The 24,334-nt window shown below is 42.0% G+C and carries 26 protein-coding genes; 15 read left to right on the top strand and 11 right to left on the bottom strand.

The features are described from left to right. Positions 1-88 precede the first annotated feature (88 nt). Together MHH56_RS32465 and MHH56_RS32460 are read right to left on the bottom strand one after the other, a co-directional pair. Complete coding sequence (locus MHH56_RS32465) at positions 89-1,750, bottom strand: ATP-binding protein (protein ID WP_339205668.1); 1,662 nt, start codon at positions 1,748-1,750, stop codon at positions 89-91. Between the two features lie 7 nt (positions 1,751-1,757). Continuing rightward, positions 1,758-2,441: a response regulator transcription factor gene (locus tag MHH56_RS32460; RefSeq protein WP_339205667.1), complete on the bottom strand. Its 684-nt coding sequence runs from the start codon at positions 2,439-2,441 to the stop codon at positions 1,758-1,760. Positions 2,442-2,669: 228 nt separating this feature from the next. On the opposite strand from MHH56_RS32460, the gene MHH56_RS32455 reads away from it, so the two are divergent. The 6 genes from MHH56_RS32455 to MHH56_RS32430 all read left to right on the top strand — a co-directional run bounded on the left by MHH56_RS32455 (position 2,670) and on the right by MHH56_RS32430 (position 7,335). After that, positions 2,670-3,026: a nucleotide excision repair endonuclease gene (locus tag MHH56_RS32455; protein ID WP_076266468.1), complete on the top strand. Its 357-nt coding sequence runs from the start codon at positions 2,670-2,672 to the stop codon at positions 3,024-3,026. Between the two features lie 209 nt (positions 3,027-3,235). After that, positions 3,236-4,213: a ring-cleaving dioxygenase gene (locus tag MHH56_RS32450; RefSeq protein WP_339205665.1), complete on the top strand. Its 978-nt coding sequence runs from the start codon at positions 3,236-3,238 to the stop codon at positions 4,211-4,213. Positions 4,214-4,324: 111 nt separating this feature from the next. Then, on the top strand, positions 4,325-4,666 hold the full coding sequence (locus MHH56_RS32445) for a zinc ribbon domain-containing protein YjdM (RefSeq protein WP_339205663.1): 342 nt from the start codon (positions 4,325-4,327) through the stop codon (positions 4,664-4,666). Positions 4,667-4,875: 209 nt separating this feature from the next. Next, the gene (locus tag MHH56_RS32440; protein ID WP_339205662.1) at positions 4,876-5,565 is read left to right on the top strand and encodes an N-acetylmannosamine-6-phosphate 2-epimerase; all 690 of its coding nucleotides are present in this window, start codon (positions 4,876-4,878) and stop codon (positions 5,563-5,565) included. A 9-nt stretch (positions 5,566-5,574) separates the two neighbouring features. Beyond that, entirely contained in the window at positions 5,575-6,453 is an 879-nt protein-coding gene (locus tag MHH56_RS32435) for an ROK family protein (protein ID WP_339205660.1), read from the top strand. Positions 6,454-6,480: 27 nt separating this feature from the next. Then, positions 6,481-7,335 carry a MurR/RpiR family transcriptional regulator gene (locus tag MHH56_RS32430; RefSeq protein WP_339205659.1) on the top strand — a complete coding sequence of 285 codons (855 nt, stop codon included), beginning with the start codon at positions 6,481-6,483 and terminating at the stop codon, positions 7,333-7,335. A gap of 139 nt (positions 7,336-7,474) precedes the next feature. Here MHH56_RS32430 and MHH56_RS32425 read toward each other — a convergent pair whose 3' ends face one another. Both MHH56_RS32425 and MHH56_RS32420 read right to left on the bottom strand, forming a co-directional pair. Further along, a complete protein-coding gene (locus tag MHH56_RS32425) occupies positions 7,475-8,098 on the bottom strand; it encodes an acetate uptake transporter (RefSeq protein WP_339205658.1) in 624 nt (207 codons plus the stop codon). A 188-nt stretch (positions 8,099-8,286) separates the two neighbouring features. Next, entirely contained in the window at positions 8,287-9,429 is a 1,143-nt protein-coding gene (locus tag MHH56_RS32420; RefSeq protein WP_339205656.1) for an acyltransferase, read from the bottom strand. Between the two features lie 188 nt (positions 9,430-9,617). Here MHH56_RS32420 and MHH56_RS32415 point away from each other — a divergent pair, with 188 nt between their 5' ends. Beyond that, positions 9,618-9,971 (top strand): VOC family protein, encoded by a 354-nt coding sequence (locus tag MHH56_RS32415; RefSeq protein ID WP_339205655.1) that lies wholly within the window; start codon positions 9,618-9,620, stop codon positions 9,969-9,971. 267 nt (positions 9,972-10,238) lie between these two features. On the opposite strand, the gene MHH56_RS32410 is transcribed toward MHH56_RS32415, so the two are convergent. After that, on the bottom strand, positions 10,239-10,865 hold the full coding sequence (locus MHH56_RS32410) for a TetR/AcrR family transcriptional regulator (RefSeq protein WP_339205654.1): 627 nt from the start codon (positions 10,863-10,865) through the stop codon (positions 10,239-10,241). 116 nt (positions 10,866-10,981) lie between these two features. On the opposite strand from MHH56_RS32410, the gene MHH56_RS32405 reads away from it, so the two are divergent. The 4 genes from MHH56_RS32405 (at position 10,982) to MHH56_RS32390 (ending at position 14,177) form a co-directional block, all read left to right on the top strand. Then, the gene (locus tag MHH56_RS32405; RefSeq protein ID WP_339205652.1) at positions 10,982-12,160 is read left to right on the top strand and encodes an MFS transporter; all 1,179 of its coding nucleotides are present in this window, start codon (positions 10,982-10,984) and stop codon (positions 12,158-12,160) included. Positions 12,161-12,398: 238 nt separating this feature from the next. Further along, positions 12,399-12,920, top strand: a complete 522-nt coding sequence (locus tag MHH56_RS32400; protein ID WP_339205651.1) for a GNAT family N-acetyltransferase — start codon at positions 12,399-12,401, stop codon at positions 12,918-12,920. Between the two features lie 58 nt (positions 12,921-12,978). Next, the gene (locus MHH56_RS32395) at positions 12,979-13,572 is read left to right on the top strand and encodes a DUF1349 domain-containing protein (protein WP_339205649.1); all 594 of its coding nucleotides are present in this window, start codon (positions 12,979-12,981) and stop codon (positions 13,570-13,572) included. Positions 13,573-13,646: 74 nt separating this feature from the next. Further along, positions 13,647-14,177 carry a hypothetical protein gene (locus MHH56_RS32390; RefSeq protein WP_339205647.1) on the top strand — a complete coding sequence of 177 codons (531 nt, stop codon included), beginning with the start codon at positions 13,647-13,649 and terminating at the stop codon, positions 14,175-14,177. Between the two features lie 165 nt (positions 14,178-14,342). On the opposite strand, the gene MHH56_RS32385 is transcribed toward MHH56_RS32390, so the two are convergent. From MHH56_RS32385 to MHH56_RS32375, 3 genes are all read right to left on the bottom strand, one after another. Then, complete coding sequence (locus tag MHH56_RS32385) at positions 14,343-15,272, bottom strand: metallophosphoesterase family protein (RefSeq protein ID WP_339205646.1); 930 nt, start codon at positions 15,270-15,272, stop codon at positions 14,343-14,345. Between the two features lie 173 nt (positions 15,273-15,445). Beyond that, positions 15,446-16,291, bottom strand: coding sequence for an aldo/keto reductase (locus MHH56_RS32380; RefSeq protein WP_339205644.1), 846 nt, complete (start codon positions 16,289-16,291; stop codon positions 15,446-15,448). Further along, complete coding sequence (locus tag MHH56_RS32375; RefSeq protein ID WP_339205643.1) at positions 16,288-17,493, bottom strand: MFS transporter; 1,206 nt, start codon at positions 17,491-17,493, stop codon at positions 16,288-16,290. Before MHH56_RS32375 ends, MHH56_RS32380 begins: the two co-directional genes overlap by 4 nt. Positions 17,494-17,649: 156 nt before the next feature. Between MHH56_RS32375 and MHH56_RS32370 the strand changes: the two genes are divergently transcribed. Continuing rightward, a complete protein-coding gene (locus MHH56_RS32370; RefSeq protein ID WP_339205642.1) occupies positions 17,650-18,054 on the top strand; it encodes a helix-turn-helix domain-containing protein in 405 nt (134 codons plus the stop codon). A gap of 62 nt (positions 18,055-18,116) precedes the next feature. Here MHH56_RS32370 and pepT read toward each other — a convergent pair whose 3' ends face one another. Next, on the bottom strand, positions 18,117-19,349 hold the full coding sequence (gene pepT, locus MHH56_RS32365) for a peptidase T (protein ID WP_339209787.1): 1,233 nt from the start codon (positions 19,347-19,349) through the stop codon (positions 18,117-18,119). A gap of 171 nt (positions 19,350-19,520) precedes the next feature. On the opposite strand from pepT, the gene MHH56_RS32360 reads away from it, so the two are divergent. Then, entirely contained in the window at positions 19,521-20,183 is a 663-nt protein-coding gene (locus tag MHH56_RS32360; protein ID WP_339205641.1) for a DUF421 domain-containing protein, read from the top strand. A 105-nt stretch (positions 20,184-20,288) separates the two neighbouring features. Here MHH56_RS32360 and MHH56_RS32355 read toward each other — a convergent pair whose 3' ends face one another. Further along, complete coding sequence (locus MHH56_RS32355) at positions 20,289-21,812, bottom strand: DHA2 family efflux MFS transporter permease subunit (protein ID WP_339205640.1); 1,524 nt, start codon at positions 21,810-21,812, stop codon at positions 20,289-20,291. 1 nt (position 21,813) lies between these two features. Next, the gene (locus MHH56_RS32350) at positions 21,814-22,350 is read right to left on the bottom strand and encodes a PadR family transcriptional regulator (RefSeq protein WP_339205638.1); all 537 of its coding nucleotides are present in this window, start codon (positions 22,348-22,350) and stop codon (positions 21,814-21,816) included. A gap of 253 nt (positions 22,351-22,603) precedes the next feature. Here MHH56_RS32350 and MHH56_RS32345 point away from each other — a divergent pair, with 253 nt between their 5' ends. After that, a complete protein-coding gene (locus MHH56_RS32345; RefSeq protein WP_339205637.1) occupies positions 22,604-23,203 on the top strand; it encodes a TetR/AcrR family transcriptional regulator in 600 nt (199 codons plus the stop codon). Further along, complete coding sequence (locus MHH56_RS32340) at positions 23,190-24,275, top strand: heparan-alpha-glucosaminide N-acetyltransferase domain-containing protein (RefSeq protein WP_339205636.1); 1,086 nt, start codon at positions 23,190-23,192, stop codon at positions 24,273-24,275. The genes MHH56_RS32345 and MHH56_RS32340 overlap by 14 nt, the downstream gene beginning before the upstream one ends. Positions 24,276-24,334 lie beyond the last annotated feature (59 nt).

The following is a 24,334-nucleotide window of genomic DNA, read 5'->3' as shown; positions in this document are numbered from 1 at the left end:
AATATCGTGTTGCAAACGAAAACAGTCTATACTCCCGAATGATAAGGGGATAGACTGTTTTTTTATATTTTCAGCTAATTGACCTTAGTTAATTATGATCCAGAAGAGGAAGGGTCAAATAAAATGTTACACCATCCTCTTCATTAAACACGCCGTACTCCCTTTCATGTCGTTGTAAAATCGCTTTTACGATTGACAAGCCTATGCCGGTTCCTCCAAGCTCACGGCTGCCTGATTGGTCAGCTCTATAGAAAGTTTCCCAAATATAAGGCAGATCCTCTTCGGGAATAGGCGTGCCCTCATTTTTAAGCGCTACCCGTACGGATGACTGTTCGGTCTTTAAACGAATTTCAAGACGTCCTTGAACGGGGGTATGGCGTATAGCGTTGCCAAGCAGGTTGATCAGCACTTGCTCCAGCCGCTGCCGATCTGATCGCACCCATAGTTCTTCAGCATCTAGCCCAATCAGCTGGGGACGGATGGATTTCTCATGCAAGAGTGGAGCCATTTTCATTAGTACCGATTGGACGGTTTCATAAAGCGGGACACTTGACCAATGCAGTGCAAACCGGCCGCTCTCTAGTTGGGAGAGATCCAGCAAATCGGCGACAAGACGGGCCATCCGCTCCGATTCCTCGATAATCACGGCCGTATATTTATCTCGTTTCAGCCCGTTTGCTACATTGTCTTGGAGCGCTTCTGCATAACCTTGGATTAGACTGACCGGTGTTTTTAATTCATGTGATACGCTTGCTACGAATTGCCTGCGCATGCGTTCTAGCTGCTTTTCCTTCTCAATATCATCAAGCAACTTCATGTTCGCTTCCTGTAATTCGGCCATCGTTTGCTGGAGATTACGGGCAAGGCTATTCATCGTTCCCGCGAGCTGGCCAATTTCATCCTTCCGATTCATACGTACGAATGCTGTGAAATCGAGCTTGGCTAAACGCTTCGCTACTTTGTTCAGCTGCATCAGCGGCAATGTAATGGTGCGTGAAAGGAAATAAGCAAAAAGTAAAATAGGGATGGCGGCAAGCGCGTAAAAATACATATAAAATCGGCTCATAACTTGAACTGCATCGCCGACGGGCTGGAGTGTTGCCAGCGCAATCAAATACGCATCTCCACCTCTATGGTTCACTGTGTTCGGCAGCTTCACTGCGGCAAGCAGCATGTTTTCGTTATCAGCATTCAAGGATGAAATTTTCGTCACGCTCACATGTCCTATTTGGGATAGTGTGCTGAATCGGTCGTTATTTTGCAGCCAAATGCTCATGGCGTCTGACAGCCGATTACTGTAGGGATTAACATAAGTTGCAGGTACGAGGGGTTGGCTTCTAATGTTCTTATCATCCAGATGAGGCTGGACGTAAGGCTCGGGATCGAATTGAATCGATATATCGTAATTATTATTAAGGATGATGGAAGGCGTCACAGGTATAGCAGGAATGGCTTTGTAGCCCCCAGCATACACGTCGATTTTATTTCCTTGCTTGTACAACGTAGCTGTTACACCGTAAAAGCGTTGTTCGAAGCTGACGACCTCTTCTGGCTTGACGTTTAGATCGTAAACACCGGATGCATACTTATGATAAATGCTTTCCATCTGCTTAGATAGCTCATTCGACTTCTGATCGATATAAAACGCTCCGAAAAACTTAGTCTGAAGCACCATCCATAAGATGATAAATAACATCAAAGCGACCAAGGTCACCCAAAATATTTTGAAATCCAATCGCTCTCTCTTCATAAGTACCTCATGTTTTCATTTGAAATTTATAACCATTGTTGCGCACGGTTTGGATGTAATCAGACTTGTCTCCTAGTTTTTTGCGTAGACGTTTAATCTGCGTATCGACTGTACGGGCATCGCCGAAATAATCGATCCCCCATAAGCGATCAAGAAGAGTGTCTCTTGTTAATACGATATTTGGATGCTGGTAGAAGAACAGCAGCAGTTCATATTCTTTTGGCGACAATTCGAGAAGCTTGCCGTAAAGATAAACTTCATGGGCTTGTTCATTAATTTCCAAATCATGATGCTTCTTCAGCTCTGCGGCCCCATCATGAACATGCCATCGGCTTAATAAGGCTTTAATTTTCGCGGTCAATACTTTGGGGCTAAATGGCTTAGTTACATAATCGTCTGCGCCCAATTCGTAGCCATATAACTTATCTTCTTCCTCCGACCTAGCCGTTAGCATAACAATTATAGTCTGGGAGTGACTGCGAAGCTGCTTGCATACTTCAAAACCATCTATACCGGGCATCATAATATCAAGCACAACGAGATCAGGCGGCGTATGGCGAGCATGCTCTAACGCTTCATAGCCATTTGCTGCTTGTATGATGTGGTAGCCCTCTTCTTCCAAATAATCTGCAACAAGCTCCCGCATGCGAGGCTCATCCTCAACGATGAGTATTAAGGGCTGTTTCACCATATTGGATTCAATCTCCTCTTTAGCCCTTGTCATTGCACTGTCATAGGGGCATTATGATTCATATTGTTGAAGCTCACTAATTACCACCATTATGGAGGAAATGATCCTGTAAACGCAATGCAGCCCAATATACCGGCTCATTCGCCCCTAATTTGCATTGCTAATGGTTTTCATTTGTCGTTTTATGATAGTATATAGACCTATACGCTAAGAAGGAAGTGAACCATTATGATCAACATAACGATTCCGGCGCCGGACGTAACCATAACCAAGCAGGTTAATCCACAGCTGAGCAATATTTATGGCTTTACTGATTTTCACCTGATTACAAGGGAGCATGGCGGTTTCTTTATGTTTTACAACGATAAGGACGAGCTGCTATTTGTCGGCAAGGCACGGAAGCTAAGACCCCGTATCAAAAAACATTTTGAAGATTCCGTATCCGTCATGAAAAATCATCGCAATGAGGTTACTAAAATTGAGGTTTATGTTAATGAGGATTCGGTTGATCGCGAGATTTACGAAACATACCTTATAAACAAATTCAGAGCGAAATACAATGTAGAAAAAGTGTTCTTTAAATAAATAGATCGACAAACACAAAGCAATGAGCGCAGTCATTAGGACGAGGCTTATTGTTTTTTTGTTTAGGTGAGATGGCGGCTTGTTGACATCGGAAAGTAAACCTGTTATATTTATCTTAAATTAAAGATAATTAAATTAAAGATTGTTTTTAGAAAATGATTTGTATTCATGAACCACGGGAAAGCTAAAATTGAATGGAGGAATATATAATGAATCAATTAAAAGGTATCCATCACGTTACGGCAATTACAAGCAGTGCAGAGCGCAACTATGATTTTTTTACAAACGTGTTAGGTATGCGATTAGTGAAAAAAACGGTGAACCAAGACGATATTCAAACGTATCATTTGTTTTTTGCAGATGATAAAGGCAACGCAGGCACTGACATGACATTTTTCGATTTTCCACATATTCCGAAGGGCGTGCATGGAACGAATGAAATTTCAAAAACTTCATTCCGAATTCCGAATGATGCGGCTTTGCAATACTGGGTAGAGCGATTCAACCGTCTAGATGTGAAACATACCGGTATTCAAGAGATGTTTGGCAAGAAGTCACTTTCGTTCGTTGACTTTGATGACCAACACTATCAATTGATTTCGGATGAAAATAATAAAGGGATAGCTTCAGGGGTGCCTTGGGAAAAAGGTCCAATCCCGTTAGAGCACGCGATTACGGGTCTAGGGCCAATCTTCATTCGCATTTCTAATTTCGAGAACTTCAAAACGATGCTGGAGAAAGTGCTGTTGTTCAAAGAAATTGACCAAGACGGCTCATTCCATCTATTTGAGGTTGGTGAAGGCGGAAACGGAGCTCAAGTTATTGTGGAATACAATGCTGTGCTTCCACAAGCGCATCAAGGCTTCGGTACCGTTCACCATGTGGCATTCCGTGTTGAAGACCGCGGCGTATTAAATGAATGGATCGAGCGTCTAGAGAGCTTCAGATTGCCGTCTTCCGGCTATGTAAACCGCCACTTTTTCGAATCGTTGTACGCTAGAGTGGCTCCGCAAATTTTATTCGAATTTGCAACGGATGGTCCAGGGTTTATGGGTGATGAGCCTTATGAGACGCTTGGTGAAAAATTATCGCTGCCTCCTTTCCTAGAGCCTAAGCGTGAAGAAATCGAAAAATTAGTCCGTCCAATCGATACGGTTCGCAGTACGAAGGAGTTCATTAAAGAATAATGTTTCAGAAATAGACAGAGGCAGTGGATTGATTGGACAATATCCCCTATACTTGTAAGGCAACTTCAAGGAGAACTTGAATGTATAATAAGGAATGGGGGACATGAACTTATGTCTAGTTTGCCAAATTGCCCGGAATGTAATTCTGAATACACGTATGAGGATGGCAGTCTGCTAATCTGTCCAGAATGCAGTCATGAGTGGAGCTTACTATCAGAATCCGATAACAATGAAGATAAAAGGATAATTAAAGATGCGAATGGAAATGTGCTGAACGATGGCGATTCTGTAACGGTCATTAAAGACCTTAAAGTTAAAGGCAGCTCGCTCGTTATCAAAATAGGCACAAAAGTAAAAAACATCCGCTTAATTGAAGGCGATCATGATATCGATTGTAAAATTGATAGCTTTGGCGCTATGAAATTGAAGTCGGAATTTGTTAAGAAGATTTAGGATTTGCTTTTAATTCAAGTATAGGCGAGGCCCGATTGGCTCTTTAGAGCTTATCGGGCCTTTTTATTGATGTTTAGGTGAAAATAATTTTCATAAATTAAATAATGGTGAAATTAATTTACAAAATGAGGGTATTATGATATGTTGATTTTGCCTAGATGGCAGCAGCAGTCAGTGAGTAAATAAAAACAGCAGCGGAGTGGAGTCCAATGAATACAAATAGAAATGTACTTGATATGATAAGAAGAAAGTTGGTCGTTTCCTGCCAAGCCTTGCCAGATGAACCGCTTCATAGTCCATTTATTATGGGGAGAATGGCATATGCAGCTTTTTTAGGCGGTGCTTCAGGAATTCGTGCCAACAGCGTAGAGGATATTAGGGAAATTAAGCAGCAGGTAGATCTACCGATCATCGGTATTATAAAAAAGGATTATGAGGGCTCTTCCGTATTCATCACCCCTACGATGAAGGAAGTGGATGAACTTTGCCGCGAAGGCGTGGATATTATCGCAATGGATGCAACAAATCGTGTGAGGCCGGACGGTTCAACGATATCGGAATTATTTCCTTTACTACGAGATAAGTATAAAGATCAGCTCTTTATGGCGGATTGCTCGACCTATGCTGAAGCTATCGAGGCTGCAGCGCTAGGGTTTGACATTATTGGGACGACTCTTAGCGGCTATACGGAAGCAACAAAAGATAATGTTTTGCCGGATTTTCAGTTGATAGAGAAGCTCGTGAATACAATTTCCGTTCCGATTATTGCGGAGGGCGGCATCTCAACACCTGAGGAACTAAAACGATTATTTGACCAAGGGATATATTCGGCTGTAGTGGGCTCTTCCATTACTAGACCGATGGAAATAACCAAAAAATTCGTAAAGGCTGTTGAATAGCCCATGGGAATGAATATTTTAGCGGCAGATATTGGCGGTACCCATACGAAGATAGGCATTTGCGATGAACGAGGCCGAATCACTCAGTTCAAGGAGTATGCGACCGAAGCTCATATGGGCGGCAAGCATCTCATGGAAAAGCTGCTTTCCCAAATGGAGTCATATCAGCATTTTGATGCTGTCGCTATTAGTACGGCCGGACAAGTGAACGCGGATGAGGGCTGCATCTTGTATGCCAACGAGAATATCCCAAGCTATACAGGCATGAAGGTCAGAGAGATCGTAGAGAATCGGTTCCATAAGCCTGTGAAGGTTGAAAATGATGTGAATGCAGCTGCTTTAGGCGAGGCGTGTTTTGGAGCGGCAAAGTCGTTTACTGATTTTTTATGCTTAACGTTTGGGACGGGGATTGGCGGAGCTATCGTCATGAATCGTCAGATCTATCGTGGTGCGAGCGGCTCAGCTGCTGAATTCGGTCATATGTTTACCCGTCCATTGTCGCAAACGGATGGCGGCACGCGCAAATCATTTTATGAAACTTATGCCTCAACGACAGCCTTAATTCGAATGGCCCAAGAAGCTGATTCTGAAATTGTAGACGGAAAAGGTTTTTTTGATAAAATACAGGTAGGAAACGAACCATTACAACAAATATTGCATGCATGGACGACCGAAGTATCCGCGGGTCTGGCTTCACTCATTCATATTTTCAATCCACCTGCTATTATTGTAGGAGGCGGAGTGATGGAGCAGGATGAGCTTGTTCGAATGGTTGAGAAACAAACCAAAGCCTTAATTATGGAGAGCTTTGCGGGTGTGAACATCGTAAAGGCTTCTCTTGGAAATAAAGCTGGCTTATTAGGTGCGGCATCATTATTTCTACGCTGAATGGACAGGATTTAGGGAGGTGATCGGTTGCGCACTATCAATATTTTTACAACGATTCATTCGAAATACAACAACCTGACGAATACCGAAAGGAAAGTAGCAGACTACATTCTGGATAACTCGGAAGGTGTCGTCTACATGTCGATTACCGATCTTGCAGATCACTGTGGAGTGGGCGAGTCCAGCGTATTCCGGTTTTGCAGGTCGTTAAGCTATAAAGGGTATCAGGATTTTAAAATTGCCCTTGCACACAGCATCACTGCTGAAAACGAAATACCGCAGCTCACGGACAAGGTTCTGATGAATGATACGATGGATCAAGTGTCCTCTAAGGTGCTGTCATCGAACATAAGCGCATTGAACGAGACCTATAACTTAATCGATAATGAAAAAATGGATCAGGCGATCGAGCATTTGCTCCAAGCGGAACGGGTCATATTTTTTGGCGTAGGCTCCTCCTTAATGACGGCGATGGAAGCGAAAATCAAATTTATGCGTATCACGAACAAAACGGAATGCAGCATCGATTCGCATCTGCAGATGATGTCAGCGGCTTTGATGACGAAACGGGATGTCGCTGTCGTAATTTCTTATTCCGGTTCTACAAAGGATACGATTGAAGTAGCGAAAAGGGCCAAAGAAAGCGGTGCTACCGTCATTTCGATTACGAGGTTCGTTAAGTCGCCGCTGACCTCTTACTCTGATCTGACGCTGCTGTGCGGAGCGAATGAAGGACCTTTGCAGGGCGGCTCATTATCTGCGAAGATTTCACAGCTTTACTTGCTCGATGTTTTGTATGTGGAATATTTTAAAAGAACCTATGAAGATTCAATAAGGAATAAGGAAAATACGGCTGCGTCGGTAGCTGTGAAGTTGCTATAAAGCTTACGGTGAACAAAAAGAGGTAGAGTGCGATCGTTAAGCACTCTGCCTCTTTTTGATTTTCATAGAAAAAGCCGCTCTATCGCGGATCGGCACGAAGAGCGGCTGGCTTTAACATTGTATAATGATGAGATTCCGATTATGAACGAGGCTTGAAGATGCCAAAAGGCCGACCGATTGGCAGAAACACACGTCCAAAATGGGTGTTCAGTACAGCTGCGCCTGCGGCATATAGCGATAGGAGAGCAATACCCATCTCCGCATAGGCAGCTAGTGCGTGGAACACGTCGGGTGCTACTCCGAATGCATCGAAGCTCAGTCCAAGGAAAAGCAGATCAATTAGAACGAAGATGAAGAATAATACTTTATTGGTCTCTGCAGCTCCGATAGTCATCAGCAGCGAGAAAATGAGATAACCGACAAAAGCAAAACCAAGCTGCTTGCCATCTGCGATTGCAGCCAGCTCAGCGCCGAACACACCGAGCTTGATCAGCCAGCTGCCGGCCATCGCCATCCAGAAGAAAGCATAAGCGCCAAAGGCGGTCATACCGAATGTATTGTTATGTTTTGCATCTTGAATAGAAGCAAAGAGCTGAGCAAAGGCGCCTAGAAAAATCGCCCATGGAATAACGAGGCTTAGACCGTCAGTTAAGCCGAGCTTCTGCGAGGAAGCTACGAGCGTAACGATAGCCAGCCCAAATAAGCCGATGGCGCTTGGGTCGGCTGTTACAATTTTGACATTGGAATGATGTTCATTATGCATGTTAGAAAAGAAACCTCCAATAGTTTTCAGGGGTAAACCTGCAATAGTATAGTTGATTCTGCCGATACCAGAATTTCTAGTTTAACGGAAAAGACCTGGCTCGCATAGGGGAAAATTATTGAAAACGCCCCTTTTGCCTTGTTTCAGCAGAGGGGCGTCACATAAATGTTTTAAATTCAGACTTTTGGCTACTGTCCGAGCGATTTCTGTTTGGGGATAGGCCCAAATAAAACCCAATGTCCTTTCACTTTTCCGGCCCAAGCAACGATGATCCATGAGCCAATTAAAGCCAGGAAGAAGCCTCCTGCAATCCATGCTCCGTAAACGAGCGGACTCCCATTCACATCCATCATACGGTAATATCTGAGGAACATCGGATGCAGCAAGTACATGCCGAATGATGCATGGCTGAGATGAATAAGTACCGATTTCAAATATTCCATACGGGATGCCTTAATCCGAAGGGCTAGATGAATAAGCAGCAAACAAGCCGAAGTAATATAAATTTCATTTTTTATTTGCACCAAAAAGCTATCGTTAAATAGTAGTTTTCCCTGCGCCTCACGCAAGAAGTAGATCACGTTGATCGTGCCGGAAATGGCTACTACTAGAATTAATGTGCTGCGTAAAGCAATGCTGCTGCGTTTGCGCTCCCAGAAGGCATAAAATTTCGTATAGTTGATTCCTATATAAGCCCCGATACAAAAGTACAAGCTGTATGCGAAAAAACCGCTGGTGACGTATTTGATTCCCATTTCCTTGGCGTTCAGCATATAAACCCACTGAATGAGAAGTCCGCCTGTGATCAGCCAATTGACGAGACGCGGCCATTTTCTCATCACATACCAAAGTACAGGGAAGAGCAAATAACACTGGATAATAATAAAGATAAAATACAAATGAGCATATGTTTTTCCAATCAGCAATTTAATGAGAAAATCCCAAGTTTGAAAATAAGAGATAAACTGCTCGAAATTAATAAATCCGTATCTGAAATAGATGATAGTGGCATAATACATAAACGAAAATAGGAGAAACGGCAGCATAATTTTAGTGATGCGTTTCTTGTAGAACATCGTAGCTGTTTGTTTGTTTAATGGTTTATCATTGTAATTGTAGAAAAGAGATATGCCGCTGATCAGAATGAAGAGAGGTACGGCGAATTTGGATAACGTATTAAATAGGACAAGAATCAAAAACAGTGTGGAGTTAGGATCGGAATTGACTACTGAAGAGGATGTCGCGTGAATCATAATGACAGCAAGTATGCCAAATGCGCGTAGGCTCTCAAGCTCAGTCAAAAGCGCCTTCTTAGCTGGCGGTTGAGACATTTATGCACCTCGTGAGTAAGTTGATAATTTAACAATATTTGTTGCTAAAATGCTGACAAGCTAGTATAGCACAAAAGTGGAAAAGTATAATGTAGTAGTTTGTGGAGAAATTGTGCGGGGCAGGGAAATTGAAAAAGGAACTTAAATGTAAATCTCGAATATCTAATGAGAGACAGGAGTTAGATACAATGATAAAAGGTTTTGGTGGAATATTTTGGAGAACTAAAAATCTTGAAATGATAACAAAATGGTACAGTGAAGTGTTGAAGCTTGAAATAGGAAATTGGAATGGGACGATGATAAAACCCGAATCCGGAAATGAGACTATTTTTTCTTTTTTTAACGAGAATGACAGTTATTTTCCATTAGAACAACAAGTGATGATAAATTTCCAAGTACATAATTTAGACGAGACTATTCAGCATCTTGAACATATGAAAGTACCTCTTACAAAGAACTTAGAGGTTAGTGAATTTGGGAAATTTATTTGGATTGAAGACCCAGAAGGTCGATTGATCGAGCTTTGGGAGAAAAACGGGTAACAACAACTTAACAATCACTATGGCGAGGCTGCCGGTATGTAACGGCAGCCTCGTTGAACTAACAATCGAGTTTGAGGTCTGCAGGGAATACAACCTCGAAGTCGCATCAGTCCATTTTAGATACTAAGCTAATCATGAGAAATCCGTCTTTGATTAACGAAGGCGCTGTAATGGCTGGAACAGCAGCATGCACGGCAACCTTTTTACTCATTAAAAGTTGGTTCAAGAGAAAATAGCGTCAATTGCGTCTTGGCAGCGCTTTTGACGCTATTTTTGTTTTAGTGAGGTTTTTGAAAGGTTGGAAAAGGTAAAGGAATCTCCTAGCATACGCTCGATTATTCTTGTGAATGCCAGCTTCTTACGTTCTACTATATCTTCGGACCATAAGAAAATTCCGGGATCAAACATAAAGTTGATGCCAACTAGTATGAATTCGGCAGTTTCCTGTGGGTCTTGAATTTGAAAGGTTCCTTCCGCCATTCCTTGATTCAGAATTTGTGTCACGTAAGGGGCACTGTCTTGTACAGCTTGTACGAGAACCTTCTGGTGAATCGATGCATTATGTTCATGATGCAGAAATTCAATAATTTTGCTCTCATCCTCGTATGGTTGTTCCCACAAGATGGTATACATCTTTGCTTCTACAGTCATTCCTTCGGTTTCCGCTAGAACTTTGACCATATTAACTTTTTCTTCAGCCAAACGTTCTACAATGGCGATCATAATATCATATTTGGTTTTGAAGTGATAATAAAATGTACCCTTAGCAATGCCCAGTTTATTGACTATATCGTCCACAGCAGTTTGATTGTAGCCATTTTCTCTGAATAACTCTAATGAGGCTTCTATTATTTCGGCGCGCCTAATTTCTGGTTTTTTATTAACTCTCGACAAGTTGTTCATCCTCCTCGTGTATTTACTCTATTGACAAACTGACTAAAAGTCAATAAAATTGGCTGGGCAAGATAAACCGACTATTAGTCAGTCAGGATAAAAAGGAGAAAATACTCATGAATCTGCGCATTATATTATATCTCATCGGCTTTAGTGCCTTTGCAGGATCGCTGGGGCAGAACTTATATACGCCTTTACTTGCCGACATGCAGAACGATCTGCAAACAACAAGTTATTTAATGAGCTTGACGATTTCTTTATTTTTGATTGCTTTAGCTGTCATGCAGATCGTATTCGGACCACTAGCAGATACAAAAGGAAGGAGAAAAGTGCTGTTGCCTGCACTCGCCGTATATTGTGTGGCATCTTTAGGCTGTGCATTTTCCTATTCCATTGAATCATTTCTGGTTTTCCGCGTCTTTCAGGGCATGGGCTCCGCAGCGGTTCCCGTTGTAGGAGCAGCAGTAATCGGTGACCTGTTCCGTGGAAAAGAATTGGCAAAGGGAATGGCTACTTACCAACTTATGCTTTTGCTTGCTCCAGCTATCGGACCTCTTCTCGGAGGACTCATCGGGGAAAAACTCGGATATCAAGGCGTGTTTTTCTTTTTGTCAATCCTAATCCTGCTGCTTCTGCTCGCCAATATGAAGCTCTTGCCCGAGACAAAGCCACAGAATGTATCCGCGACAAGGTTCAGCCTTAGCTCGTTTATTGTAATTTTTAAAAACCATCTCGGTGCTGTTGTTTTGTTATATGGATTTGTACAATGTGTAGTTTACTTAGTATATCTTGTGTTCTTGCCTCAAATCCTAAGTACGTCGTATAACATGTCTACGGGGATGGTTGGGATTGTACTGCTTATTATGTCCGCCTGTACGATTCTGAGTATTAGAGTCGGCAGTTGGATGCGTAACCGAATGGGAAGTGGACGAGCATTAATGTATGCATTCCTTTTACAATCGATTATAGTCGTTCTTTTTGCTTTAACCGCCAATCTCTCGTTACCGATTTTGATCGTGGATGTTTGCTTGTTCGGCCTCACGATGGGGCTGACTGTGTCCATGCCAACTACTATTTTGGCGGAACAGTTTCCAGAGGAACGCGCCACTGCCATCGGTGTGTATAACTTGATCCGATATATAGGCATGGCAATTGGCCCGATGATCGGCTCCTTACTTTATGTTGAGAATGACTTGAAGCCTTTGTTCTTAACTTGTGGCATAGCCTATTTAATCTCTGTCTTAGCAGGAGGCGTGTGGTTGAGTTCGAAGCGTCTGAGGGTTATTCCTTCTTGAGCAATTGGTAAAAGGCGTCACGTTGCGACAAATATTTTTTGCATAGCCACGTTTCGCCTCCGCCAATACCATCAACAAACCAGACCTCGAGAGGTCTGGTTTGTTTGATTTTTTAGTCATGTTATGGAACTTCTTTTATTAATCTAGCGGGCAGGTCAGTTTAAATTGAGGGAGGGGAATTAGTATTGAGATGGAATATATACATTGAGCTTTACTTTCCGTAGGAGGGGGAGATTCAATGTACATAAGAAAAGCTTGTTTAGAGGATGCAGAGGGTATTGCCAAGGTTCATGTTGATAGTTGGAAGTCTACGTATAAAAACATTGTTTCAGATGAGTTTTTAAAGAACCTTTCTTATGACCAACGAAAGAACTTGTGGAATCGTAATATCTCTGATAAGGAGAATTATACATTTGTCGCAGTAAATAATGAGGGAGAAGTCGTAGGATTTGCAGATTGCGGGAAAAGAGAAAGTAATAATATCGATAATTCTGGTGATTTAAAATCTATATATTTGCTTGAAGAATATCAAGGAAAAGGTGTGGGGAAGCAACTTTTCAAACAACTTTTTCTTCAATTTGAAGAACTCGGCTACAATAGAGTTTTTGTTGAAGTATTAGAAGATAATAAAACCCGTTATTTCTACGAATATTACGGTGCTCATTTATTTAAATCGGATAAGATAACAATTTCCGGCAATGAATTGAATCTTCTTATATATGAGTGGAGCAATATTGGCGAAGTATTATCTAAATTGTGAATACAGCGTCGAATAAGAAAAATATGTTTGTTAAATTTCGATTTATGGAGGAATCAAAATGGATGTAACATTCCAAAGAGATCACTTATTCTGGGTACATGAGCCTAAAGAATATACGATTACAGATGGAGAAATTGTGATTAAAACAGAAGCTGGAACAGATTTTTGGCAAAGAACCTATTATGGCTTTCAAAACAATAATGCTCCTGCTTTGTTAATGAAAACCAATGAGAAATATTTTTCGTTTGTAGTAAAAACGGAATTTGACAGTAAACAACGCTTTGACCAGTGCGGTGTAATTATCTATCAAAATAGTGATAACTGGATAAAGGCTTCTATTGAATATGAAAATGAAGAATATCAGAGATTAGGAAGTGTTGTAACGAACTTAGGATATTCTGATTGGGCAACTACGGATATTTCTGCAACAAAGAAATTTATGTATTACAGATTGAGCCGACGTGAAAGCGATTATTGTATTGAAAATTCTTATGATGGCATTCACTATAAGCAAATGCGTATTGCACACCTTTTTGAAGGAGCAGACAATATTCAGATTGGTATTTATGCTTGCAGTCCAGAAGACTCTTCATTTAATGCCGTTTTCACAGAAATGAAATTTACTGAATGCCAATGGAAAGAACACAAGTAACAATTTTCAGTTTAACTAATAGATAAATATAAATGATCGAATGGATAATTGGTAAGAGAAGGATATTCAAATTCATGGCTCATAAAGCGGGAAGAGGTATTATGGAACCACCAAAAGGAAGGTTAAAAGTAATTATGTTGTGTACAGCATTACCACTTGTAGCCGTTTCTGCATTCCTGTTCATATATAATTTCCCAAAAAAGATTGATCTTGAGTATCCAGCTTTGGAATATCGCGTAGGCAAACCTGAAAGTGGAGAAGTAACAACAATCAAAGTTAAGGGAACTATATATAAACCCTTGTTCCGTGATCCATCCTTTCATGGACAATTCATTATTAATAAATATGATTACACAAAAAATTATCAATTGCGGGATATAGATTTTTATCAAGATTTATTATTTTATCATCAGAATGAAAATGGAGCACCTGTTCACAAGCCTTTAGGTTATCTAATGATATCGGATAATTTTGCCCAACTGAACATAGATGTGAATGAAAAAATGAATGATAACCAATTGATAGTTAAGGACCTAAGAATATCGGCACCTGCTAAAAATTACGAGGAAGCCATGAGAATTAGCGCAGAGTTAAAAGCGAACTAAATCCGCAAAAATCTGAAGCACCCCCATCGACAACAGGGATGCTCTATTAAGATATACAGTGTCACTTTATATAAAAACTATCTACGTCGTTGAGATTCCAGTATTATTACATCAGTTCTGTTTACACATTGGCGGTTCGTATTAATATCGTCCTAATGGCTGCCATTAACCTTTCTCAGGAAGATGTTCAGGCTGATTGACGACAACAGATCCATCATCTAGTCTCAGCCATGTTTGGAAGTCAGCTTCCCCTTCGGTCAATTGTATGATCCTTGCACCACGCGGAAAACCCTCTTTTCCATAGGTGTTATAGCCTGTAGCCCTTCCATAACATAGACGAATGCCGTGAAGCTCACCCCAGTAATCATTGATATGATCATGCCCTACGAACGTACCGCGGACATCTTTCATTTCAAGAAATGCTGTGAAAAGTCCGGAATTGATTTTTGGACTCGCTACGCCCTCGTGCTTCTGCCCATAGCAGGTATGCTCGTTCCATACCTCGTTATATTCGGGCACAGGGATATGGAAAAAAGCAAGCGAGGGCAGTGGCACATCATTGTTTTGTTTGGTCAAACGAGCGGATTGCTCCTTGTACCAGCCAATCTGGCTATGAGTTACCCAGGCATAGCCGCCAACGGGCTGATCGGCATACTCGCCTGAATCCAATAGATATAATGCGGCAGCGGGGCTGCTATTATTTTTAGAATGAATTTCTAGCACATAATTTCCAGCACGATCCCTTAGGCTAGGGCCCATTTCGGTTAAGCTGAGCGGTCTTTCCTGCTGCAAGCGAATAAGCTCTTCTCTGGTGGTGCCAACCTCGGTATCATGATTGCCAAATACAGCTGCCCATGGGATATTAAATTCTTCCGCTGCTTTGACAGCATTTTTAAAGGACTCTTGTCTATCAGTACAATGCTCGCTATAAATAACGTCACCGGTAAAGATCACCAAATCCGGTGATTCTTCTTGCAGGACGTTCTTCATTAGAGAATAGGTTTGTAAATCCTCTTGCTGCCCGTTTTGCCAGTGCAGATCGGTAAATTGAACAATTTTGAATGTGCCGTCTTCTCGAAAGTTTAAGTTCGCCATAGTACCCTCCACTTGGATCTCATTCGAATGATTTTCGCCAAAAATACGTTATACGTACATTCATTTCGATATCATTCCGCATTATCCTGCAATAAGGCACTATTAAATAAGGGCTGTCCCAAACGTAGATGTATCTGCGTTTGGGACAGCCCTATTGTTGTTCCGCTATTATATTAAAAATCAAAGTTATCCGGATCTGGACCCACCCGAAGATTTTGGTTCAGAGCGTCTATCCGGGACAGCTCACTCTCAGATAGTTCAAAATCAAATAAATTACTATTTTCGATGATGCGATGCTCTTTCGTTGACTTCGGAATCGTTACAATGCCATGCTGCAAATCCCAGCGCAGAATGACTTGAGCAATGGATTTGTTATGCTTTTCAGCAATCTCTTTAAGAACGGGATGATCTAACAGCTGACCTTGCATAAGCGGAGACCATGCTTCAATTTGGATGCCTTGTTTCTTGCAATAGTCGATTAACTCTTTCTGCGTTAGCTGCGGATGGAGCTCCACTTGATTGATCATCGGTTTAACGGCAGCGTCTTTTATTAACGTCTCCAAATGATGAATCTGGAAATTGCTTACGCCAATAGCTTTGACTCGGCCATCCTTGTAAAGGGTCTCTAAAGCTCTCCACGCCTCTTGGAATTTGCCTTCTACAGGCCAATGAATCAGGTACAGGTCAAGATAGTCTAAACCGAGTTTATTTAGCGTAGTTTCGTAAGCCGCCAGTGTAGATTCATATCCAAGATCAGCATTCCAAACCTTTGATGTGACAAAAAGCTCTTCTCTGGTCACGTTATACTCAGCCATAGCTTCACGAATGCCTTGTCCGACACCTGTTTCATTGACATAAATAGCTGCGGTGTCAATACTGCGGTAACCGTTTTTAATCGCTGCTTTGACGGACTCAACCAGCTCCGAGCCATCCTCAACTTTAAAGACGCCAAGACCAAACCAAGGCATTTGAACACCGTTGTGAAGTGTAGTTGTATCCTGTAAATTTTTTGCGATCATAATGAAGCCCTCCTGTGTTTTGTTTCATCTTTTTTCTCTAAAGCTCTAGCCCAGCCGGTTAAAATAACAGCGCCGAGAACCATCAATCCCCCAACCCATGCCGTATGAATAAGTCCCATCGAGTCCGTAACGACACCGCCCAAATAGGCGCCAATGGCGATACCTGCGTTAAACGCAGCGATGTTGACAGCCGAAGCGACATCTACCGCCTTCGGCGCATAACGTTCAGCGAGCATCACGACATGCACTTGCAAGCCGGGTACGTTCATGAATGCAAACAGTCCCATCAAGATAATCGTAATTAAGCCAACCACTTTAAATGGTGCGGTGAAGGTAAGAACAAAGAGTATGACAGCCTGCAAAATAAACATGTAAAACAAGGCGGTAATCGGCTTCTTATTGGCAGCTTTCCCACCAATGACATTGCCGATGGCGATGGCGATGCCGTATACCAAAAGAATGGCCGCTACCGTACTTTCCTTAAATCCGGTTATATCGTGAAGCAACGGGGATAAATAAGTAAAGACAACAAACGTACCCCCGTACCCAATAGCAGTAATCGCGAATGCAAGCAGCAATCGTCCATTCGTAACCAGCTTTATCTGCTCGCGCAGCTGTGTTCGAGTTCCTTTGCGCAAATCGGAAGGAATCAACACCATATTGGCAATAAAAGCGATAACGCCAATAAGAACTATGCCAACAAAAGCAGCACGCCAGCCCATATGCTGTCCAATCCAAGTACCTAACGGTACGCCTGTAACGGTTGCTACAGTGAGTCCTGAGAACATAATTGCGATTGCGCTAGCTCTGCGGTTCTCGGGAACGAGATCGGCTGCAATGGTAGCGCCTATTGACATAAATACGCCATGAGCCAGTGCTGAGATGACGCGTGCGGTAAGTAAAATACCAACGCCGCTTGCCGATGCCGCAAGACTGTTCCCAGCAATAAAAACAATCATGATCCAAAACAATAATGTTTTTCTCGGAATCGTAGATGTTAAAGATGTTAATATTGGAGCTCCAAAAGTAACCCCAAGAGCATACAACGTAACGGTTAGTGCCGATGTTGTAACCGATATATTCAAGTCTTCAGAGATAAGCGGGAGAAGCCCTACACTGATGAACTCTGTTGTCCCAATCGCAAAGGCGCTTATGGCTAACGCTAGAAGCGCAAGGGTACTTCTTTTTTTATCTAAAGCCATTTGTATAACCCCTTTTGTATGGTATTGCCGGCCGGTAAGTGCTATTATGATGGGTTTAGGCAGTAATGAACAGTACGTACTTTGAAGTGCTATAGGTACTAAAAAGTAATAAATGTATGAACAGTAGGCGATAGCTCGGTTGGGGAGGTTATATCTATGATTAAGAAAAAATACAATATTTCAGTGGAAGCGACCCTCGAGGTTATTGGAGGAAAATGGAAATGCGTAATCCTTTGTCACTTAACGCATGGCAAAAAAAGAACGAGTGATCTCAAACGTATTATGCCCTCCATTACACAAAAGATGTTAACGCAGCAGCTGAGAGAGCTGGAGCAAGATGGCATCGTGAATCGAATAAGCTATAATGAGGTCCCGCCGCGGGTTGAATATGAGCTCAGTGAATACGGATGGAGCTTAAAATCAATATTGGACTCCCTTTGCTCATGGGGTGAGATTCATATTATTAAAGAATACGGCAATAAGGCTGCCGTATTGGAAGACAATGGCCTAAATAATCTTGAGATGGATATCGTCGAACAGGAAGAAGATGTGCTTTGTTAAACCATCAAAAAACAAACAGGCTGTCGTCATGTGGACGACAGCCTGTTTGTTTATGACGATCATTAAGCTTTTTGTTCGTACAGCTTAACGATTTCAATAATCGTATTGACGGCTTGTACCATATTGTTAACCGATACATATTCAAATCGGCCATGATAATTTTCTCCGCCGGTGAAAATATTCGGTGTCGGTAACCCCATGTAGGAAAGCTGCGAGCCGTCTGTGCCGCCGCGAATCGGCTCGATTAGCGGGGTAATGCCAAGGTTGATCATCGCTTGCTCTGCGATGTCTACGACTTGGATCACCGGCTCGATTTTCTCCTTCATATTGTAGTATTGATCCTTTATTTCAAGTACAATACGTTCTTCTCCGTACTTCGCTTTCAGTTCCTCTACGATACGAGTTAGCTCCAGCTTTCTTTCATTAAATCGGTTGCGGTCATGATCACGTATCAAATAATGAAGCTCCGTTTGCTCGACGTCGCCTTGAATGGATGACAGGTGGTAGAAGCCTTCATGGCCTTCTGTCTGCTCAGGTGTTTCGTTAGCTGGCAGTTTTCCGTGAAGCTCCATCGCCATTTTGGCGGCATTGATCATTTTGCCTTTGGCCGTTCCGGGATGCACGTTTTTGCCCTTGCATATAATGACAGCGCCAGCGGCATTAAAGCTTTCGTATTGAAGTTCGCCCAGCGGACCTCCATCCATTGTATAGGCATAGACCGCATCAAAGGCTTGTACATCAAACTTATGCGGGCCTCGGCCGATCTCTTCATCAGGAGTGAAGGCTACTCTTATTTTACCGTGCTTCAACTCAGGATGATTAATGAGATGAGCCATCGCCGTCATGATCTCAGTTATGCCTGCTTTATCGTCTGCACCAAGCAGTGTCGTGCCGTCTGTTGTAATCAAAGTATGACCTTTATAGCCGTGCAGCTCTGGGAAGTCGTTCGGCGACATAATGATGCGCTGTGCTTCATTTAAGATAATGTCGTTCCCGTCATATTGTTCAATAATTTGCGGCTTGACGTTAGTGCCAGTAAAGTCAGTTGCTGTATCGATATGCGCAAGGAAGCCGATGGTTGGGATCTCTTTATCCGTATTGGCTGGAAGGGTAGCCATGACATAGCCGTTAGCATCCATCGTAACCTCTTGCATGCCGATGGCTTTCAATTCTTCTACTAGCATGTTAGCTAACGTCAGTTGTCCAGGCGTGGAAGGGCAGGTTTCACTGCTTTCATCGGACTGTGTGTCCACCTGCGCGTAAGTGATAAATCTGTTTATAATCTCGGTTTTCATCATTCTCAGCTCCAATACAAATAGTCATATAGCAAAATACAATACAAAAGCGACGTATCTTCATCGTCACTAGAAGTGGTCTCTAATCTGTTCACTTTAAAGATGATACGCTGTTCCATGATTTTTTTCAAATCGCTTGGGTAACAATAAGAGTAGAGGTGGAATCACAGCATGCATACCTATATGGATATTTTAATACGTACGATTGTTGCTATTTTACTGCTTTTATTAGTAGCTAGAATATTGGGGAAACAGACGATTTCCAACATGGCATTTCATGATTTTGTGACCGGCATTACGATAGGGGCACTTGCAGCCAACCTGGCATTCAATGAAACATTAAAATGGTCGCATATTATTTTATTACTCGCGGTTATGACGGTTACGTCTTATCTGTTATCTGTCGTTGCCTTAAAGAGGCGTAAATTAAGAAGCTGGATTTCAGGCTCCCCAACCGTTCTCATTGAAGGCGGGAAGATTCTTGAGAATAATATGAAGAAAGTTAGATATACGTTGGATTCTTTGGATCAAGCTTTAAGAGAAAATGGGATTTTTAATATGGATGAGGTTGAATATGCAGTTCTTGAGGATAATGGAATGGTGTCTGTATTAAAAAAAGACGAGTATCAGCTTGTCACGAAAAAGGACATGAAGCTTCAATTAAACAAGCTGGAGTTTCCAATTGAATTGATTGTGGATGGTTCACTTTTGGAAAAAGAAATGAAAGAGAATGGGCTGACGAAGGAATGGCTGGGAAACGAACTGAGAAAAAAAGGGAAGAAAATATCTGACGTTTTCTACGCGGTCAGAGGGACAAAGAAAGCTCATTTTTGACTTTTATGAAGACGGTATACATAAACCTACGGATGAAGAATAAGGATGCACGCAACGGTAATTTGTATCGCAGATCACAGATTACCGTTGCATGTCCGTTTACCTCTATATGTGTGTAGCGCTGGTCGTTGTTTTTTTTGTGGTTCCGAGTCTGCTAGCACCAACAAACATAGCGGTGATTAAGCCAATGCTGCCAACACAAATGCTGAGTATAAAGCCGTGATTGATCGCTGTTGCCAGCGCCTCTTGCAGAAACTTGCGTATTTGCGGGTCTAGCTGACCACCTGCTCGCATGAGCAGTTCAGGATTGGCAAGTGTATTGATTTTGTCAGAAGGAATGCCAGCCTTATCTGCACCCGCCGTAATTAACCGATGCAAGTTGTTGTTCACAATAGTCGCCATAATGGACGCACCCAATATACCGCCAATGTTGCGCCAGAAGCCGACGATAGATGAGCTGACGCCCATATATTTAGGATCAACGTTTGCAGCAATCGAGCTCTGTGCGACACTCATTAGAGGGCCAACGGCGCCAAAACCAAGCAGAATCATAAGTACAATCATATAGCCGCTGGAAGCATGGGCGCTAACTGTAGATAGCAGCGTAGCTACAATAATGGTCATTAGCATAGTGAACAGCATGAGTGTACGGAAGGCGAATTTGGATTGCAGGAAACCAAATAGAATAGCACCCCCGATTAACGAGGCCATCATAGGCGTCAATACGCCGTTTGAGTTGCTATGTCCTAACACCCCTACCGTAAAGCTAGGCAAATATGTAATGGCGGAGAACATAATGACGCCTTGGCAGAAGCAAAGAATACTTGTGCCCAAGACCATCTTATTTTTAAAGATGCTCAGAGGAAGGACGGGTTCAGGAGCACGCAGCTCGACAAAAATAAACAAAGCGCCAATTACAGCGGAAATCGTGAATAAGCTAATTTCCTGCCAGGAGCTCCATGCGTAGGTTTTGCCGCCCCATTCGAGCGCTAGCATTAAGGAGACCGTAGTAATGATCAAAAACAAGGTTCCCAAATAATCGATTTTTGGTTTTTTCTCGGAACGTGTTTCTTTGAGCGCAATCATCAGAACAATCATGGATGCCAAACCGATGGGGATGTTGATATAGAAGTTCCATCTCCAACCAAAGTGTTCGGCAATGAAGCTGCCGAGCTGCGGGCCTGCAACGGAGGATAGGCCGAAGATCGCACCGAATACGCCAGACATTTTTGCTGCATCCTTCGGGTCTTTAAATATCGTATAAATAATGGTGAAGCTGATTGGGAACAAGGCGCCGGAGCCAATCCCTTGAATGACGCGGAACCAGATGAGCTGATCAGCGCTCTGAGCTATACCGCATAGGGCGGAGCCGATCAAGAACATGCCAATACCAATCATATAAAACATTTTTCTGCCGAATAGGTCGGACATTTTGCCGAAGACGAGCATCGTGCTTGTTGCTGCCAGCATGTAGGCGGTAAATACCCAGCTGACTTTATCGAAAATGTTAAAATCCTGACTGAGCTTGTTAATGCAGGAGGCGACAATCGTATTGTCCAAAGATGCCATTAATAACCCTAGTGCCATGGCAAGAATGATGAGGTTATTGTTTGAACGTGATTTTTCCATCCTAAACCCTCTTTTCCTGTTCTAATTTATCCATACGATCGAGCCCCTCTTGGATCGCTTCCAGCTTAGCACTATATTCCTTAATTCCGATTTCAATGCATATGATATGTCCAGGCTGCATGGTGCTTTTATACATGGCGTATTTATCGCGCAACTGATCGAGCTGTGTCTGTGTATACTCTTGTGCCTGCTTCAACCACATAACTACCATGTCATTACCTACCAGCTGGCCGAAATAAAGCCGCATCAGGAAATCTGATTTGACCGTATCCGTTTCCATCGGGCTGTGCAGATATTCGTAAAATCTGCTTTTTCCAGCCTCTGTGATGGTAAACACATTTTTATTCGGCTTGCCCTCTTGCAGCACATTTTCCTTCGTAATCAATGCCTCTTTTTCCATCCGATGCAGCATCGGATAAATCGTTCCATAGCTTGAGCTATAGAAATAAGAGAAAATATCCTCGAACAATTGTTTAATTTCGTAACCGGATAATGATCGTTTCATAAGCATGCCTAAAATAACGTCCTGACTGTTCAAAGTAAATGTTCCTCCTTGTCATTTTACTTAGGATAGAATGGGTATAGGTGTAATAAATATCCATATTTATATTACGATCCATAATATATCACTCCGATATAGGTGGTGTCAATATATAGAAATAAAAACAATTAGTAAATAAAAAAGAATGAGTAGATCATTCACTTTTCATAAATTTCTACCTAACGATAGGTTGAAAAATAATAATAAGAGTGATATTCTAAAACAAATTCAAGGTACAGGAGGAGTTGCAATGAGTAAAAGCGAGGAAACATTGGCATCTATCAAAGAAGTGAGCTATCAACTATTTGCAGAGGTGGGCATTACGAAAACGACTTATTCGATGATTGCTAAAGCGGTTGGAATAGCTAAGCCGTCCATTTATTATTACTTTAAATCGAAAGAAGATCTCATAGCGGCAATTTTTGAAGACTTGTGCAGCGCGATTCAGTTCTCGACTTTTTTTGAAGCGGATACTTTTACAAAAGACAATTTTGAGGAGAAGCTTGTTGAGCTCGGACTCCATATGATTGATGAGCAGGCTAAGGACCCTTATTATAATCGCGTATTGCAGGAATATATGTTAATGTCAACAAGGTATCCCTTTTATCACGAGAAGCTGCTTATGATCCAAAAAGGGTATTTGCACGGCTTTGAGATGCTGATGGAGAAAGCTAAACATTTTGGACTTGTTTCAGATCAGGCGAGTGCTGCCAAAGCACATATGCTTGCCTTAGTGCTTGATAACATTGGCAACTTTATGATGCTGGTTGAACATATTGATTATAAACAAATCTGGGTAGAGGCTGTAAGCGGCGTTTTGAAAGGAAGTGATGCTAGTGGAAGCAAGTAAACGATTGATTGGGCTGGATTTTGCCCGTGCATGGGCATTGTTCGGCATGCTCATCGTAAACTTCATTGTAATTACAAATGCTGAGCATAATGGCCCTACGTGGTTGATAACTGTTACTTCGTTATTTCAAGGACGAGCCTCGGCTTTATTCGTTTTACTTGCTGGCATAGGCATTTCGCTCATGTCTCGGAAAGCTGTTGCTAGTCACGATAAAGCAAAGATTATAGCTATTCGCCAAATGATTTGGAAAAGATCGCTGTTCTTGTTTGTAATCGGATTACTGCTATATGTTATGGAATGGACAGGCGATATTTTACATTATTATGGTGTTTATCTGTTCATGGCAGCAGTGCTAATTACGGTAAGAGACAGGATATTGTATGGACTGGGCGCAGCTATATTAATAACAGCACAATGCCTTCAGCTTGTATTCGATACCTTTAAAGGATGGGGCGGTCCTGTACCGTTTATGCATTATGTGGATTTTTGGACGTTGGAAGGTTTTGTTCGCAATTTATTTTTTAATGGCTATCATCCTATATTTCCATGGTTTTGTTTCTTCATCATCGGACTCTTAATAGGAAGAATAGATTTTCATAACAAGGCGCTTCGAATGAAGCTGCTGATCATTGGAGCAAGTGTCACGATAACGATGGAGCTGCTGTCAAAAATGCTAACTTATTTGTTCATCCCGAGCATGGGCAGCGAAAGTGCTGAGTTTTTGTTCAGCACAGGTCCGATTCTGCCGAATGTTTTGTACATATTATCTGCAGCGGGTTCGGCTATTGCCTTCTTAATTCTATGTCTGTTCTTGACTGAAAAATATGATAAGGGCTGGTTTATAAACGCCATTGTTCACACTGGTCAGTTAACGTTGACTCATTATGTTAGTCATGTGGTGATCGGTATTGGTGTTTTAATCGCATTAAATCGACTAGAAAACCAATCGTTGATATTCGCCTCTATATACTCATTTTGTTTTTTCTTATTTAGCATTCTATGTAGTGTGCTTTGGCGTAAGAGTTTTTCAAGAGGGCCGATTGAACTGTTGATGAGGAAAATTACGGGATAAAACGGCAAGCTTATCCATCCGCTTTCTTTACAATAACGAAGTTAATGAAAACACCACTC

Source organism: Paenibacillus sp. FSL K6-3182 (assembly GCF_037976325.1).
Taxonomy (GTDB): domain Bacteria; phylum Bacillota; class Bacilli; order Paenibacillales; family Paenibacillaceae; genus Pristimantibacillus.
This window is presented reverse-complemented; position numbering and strand designations above follow the sequence as displayed.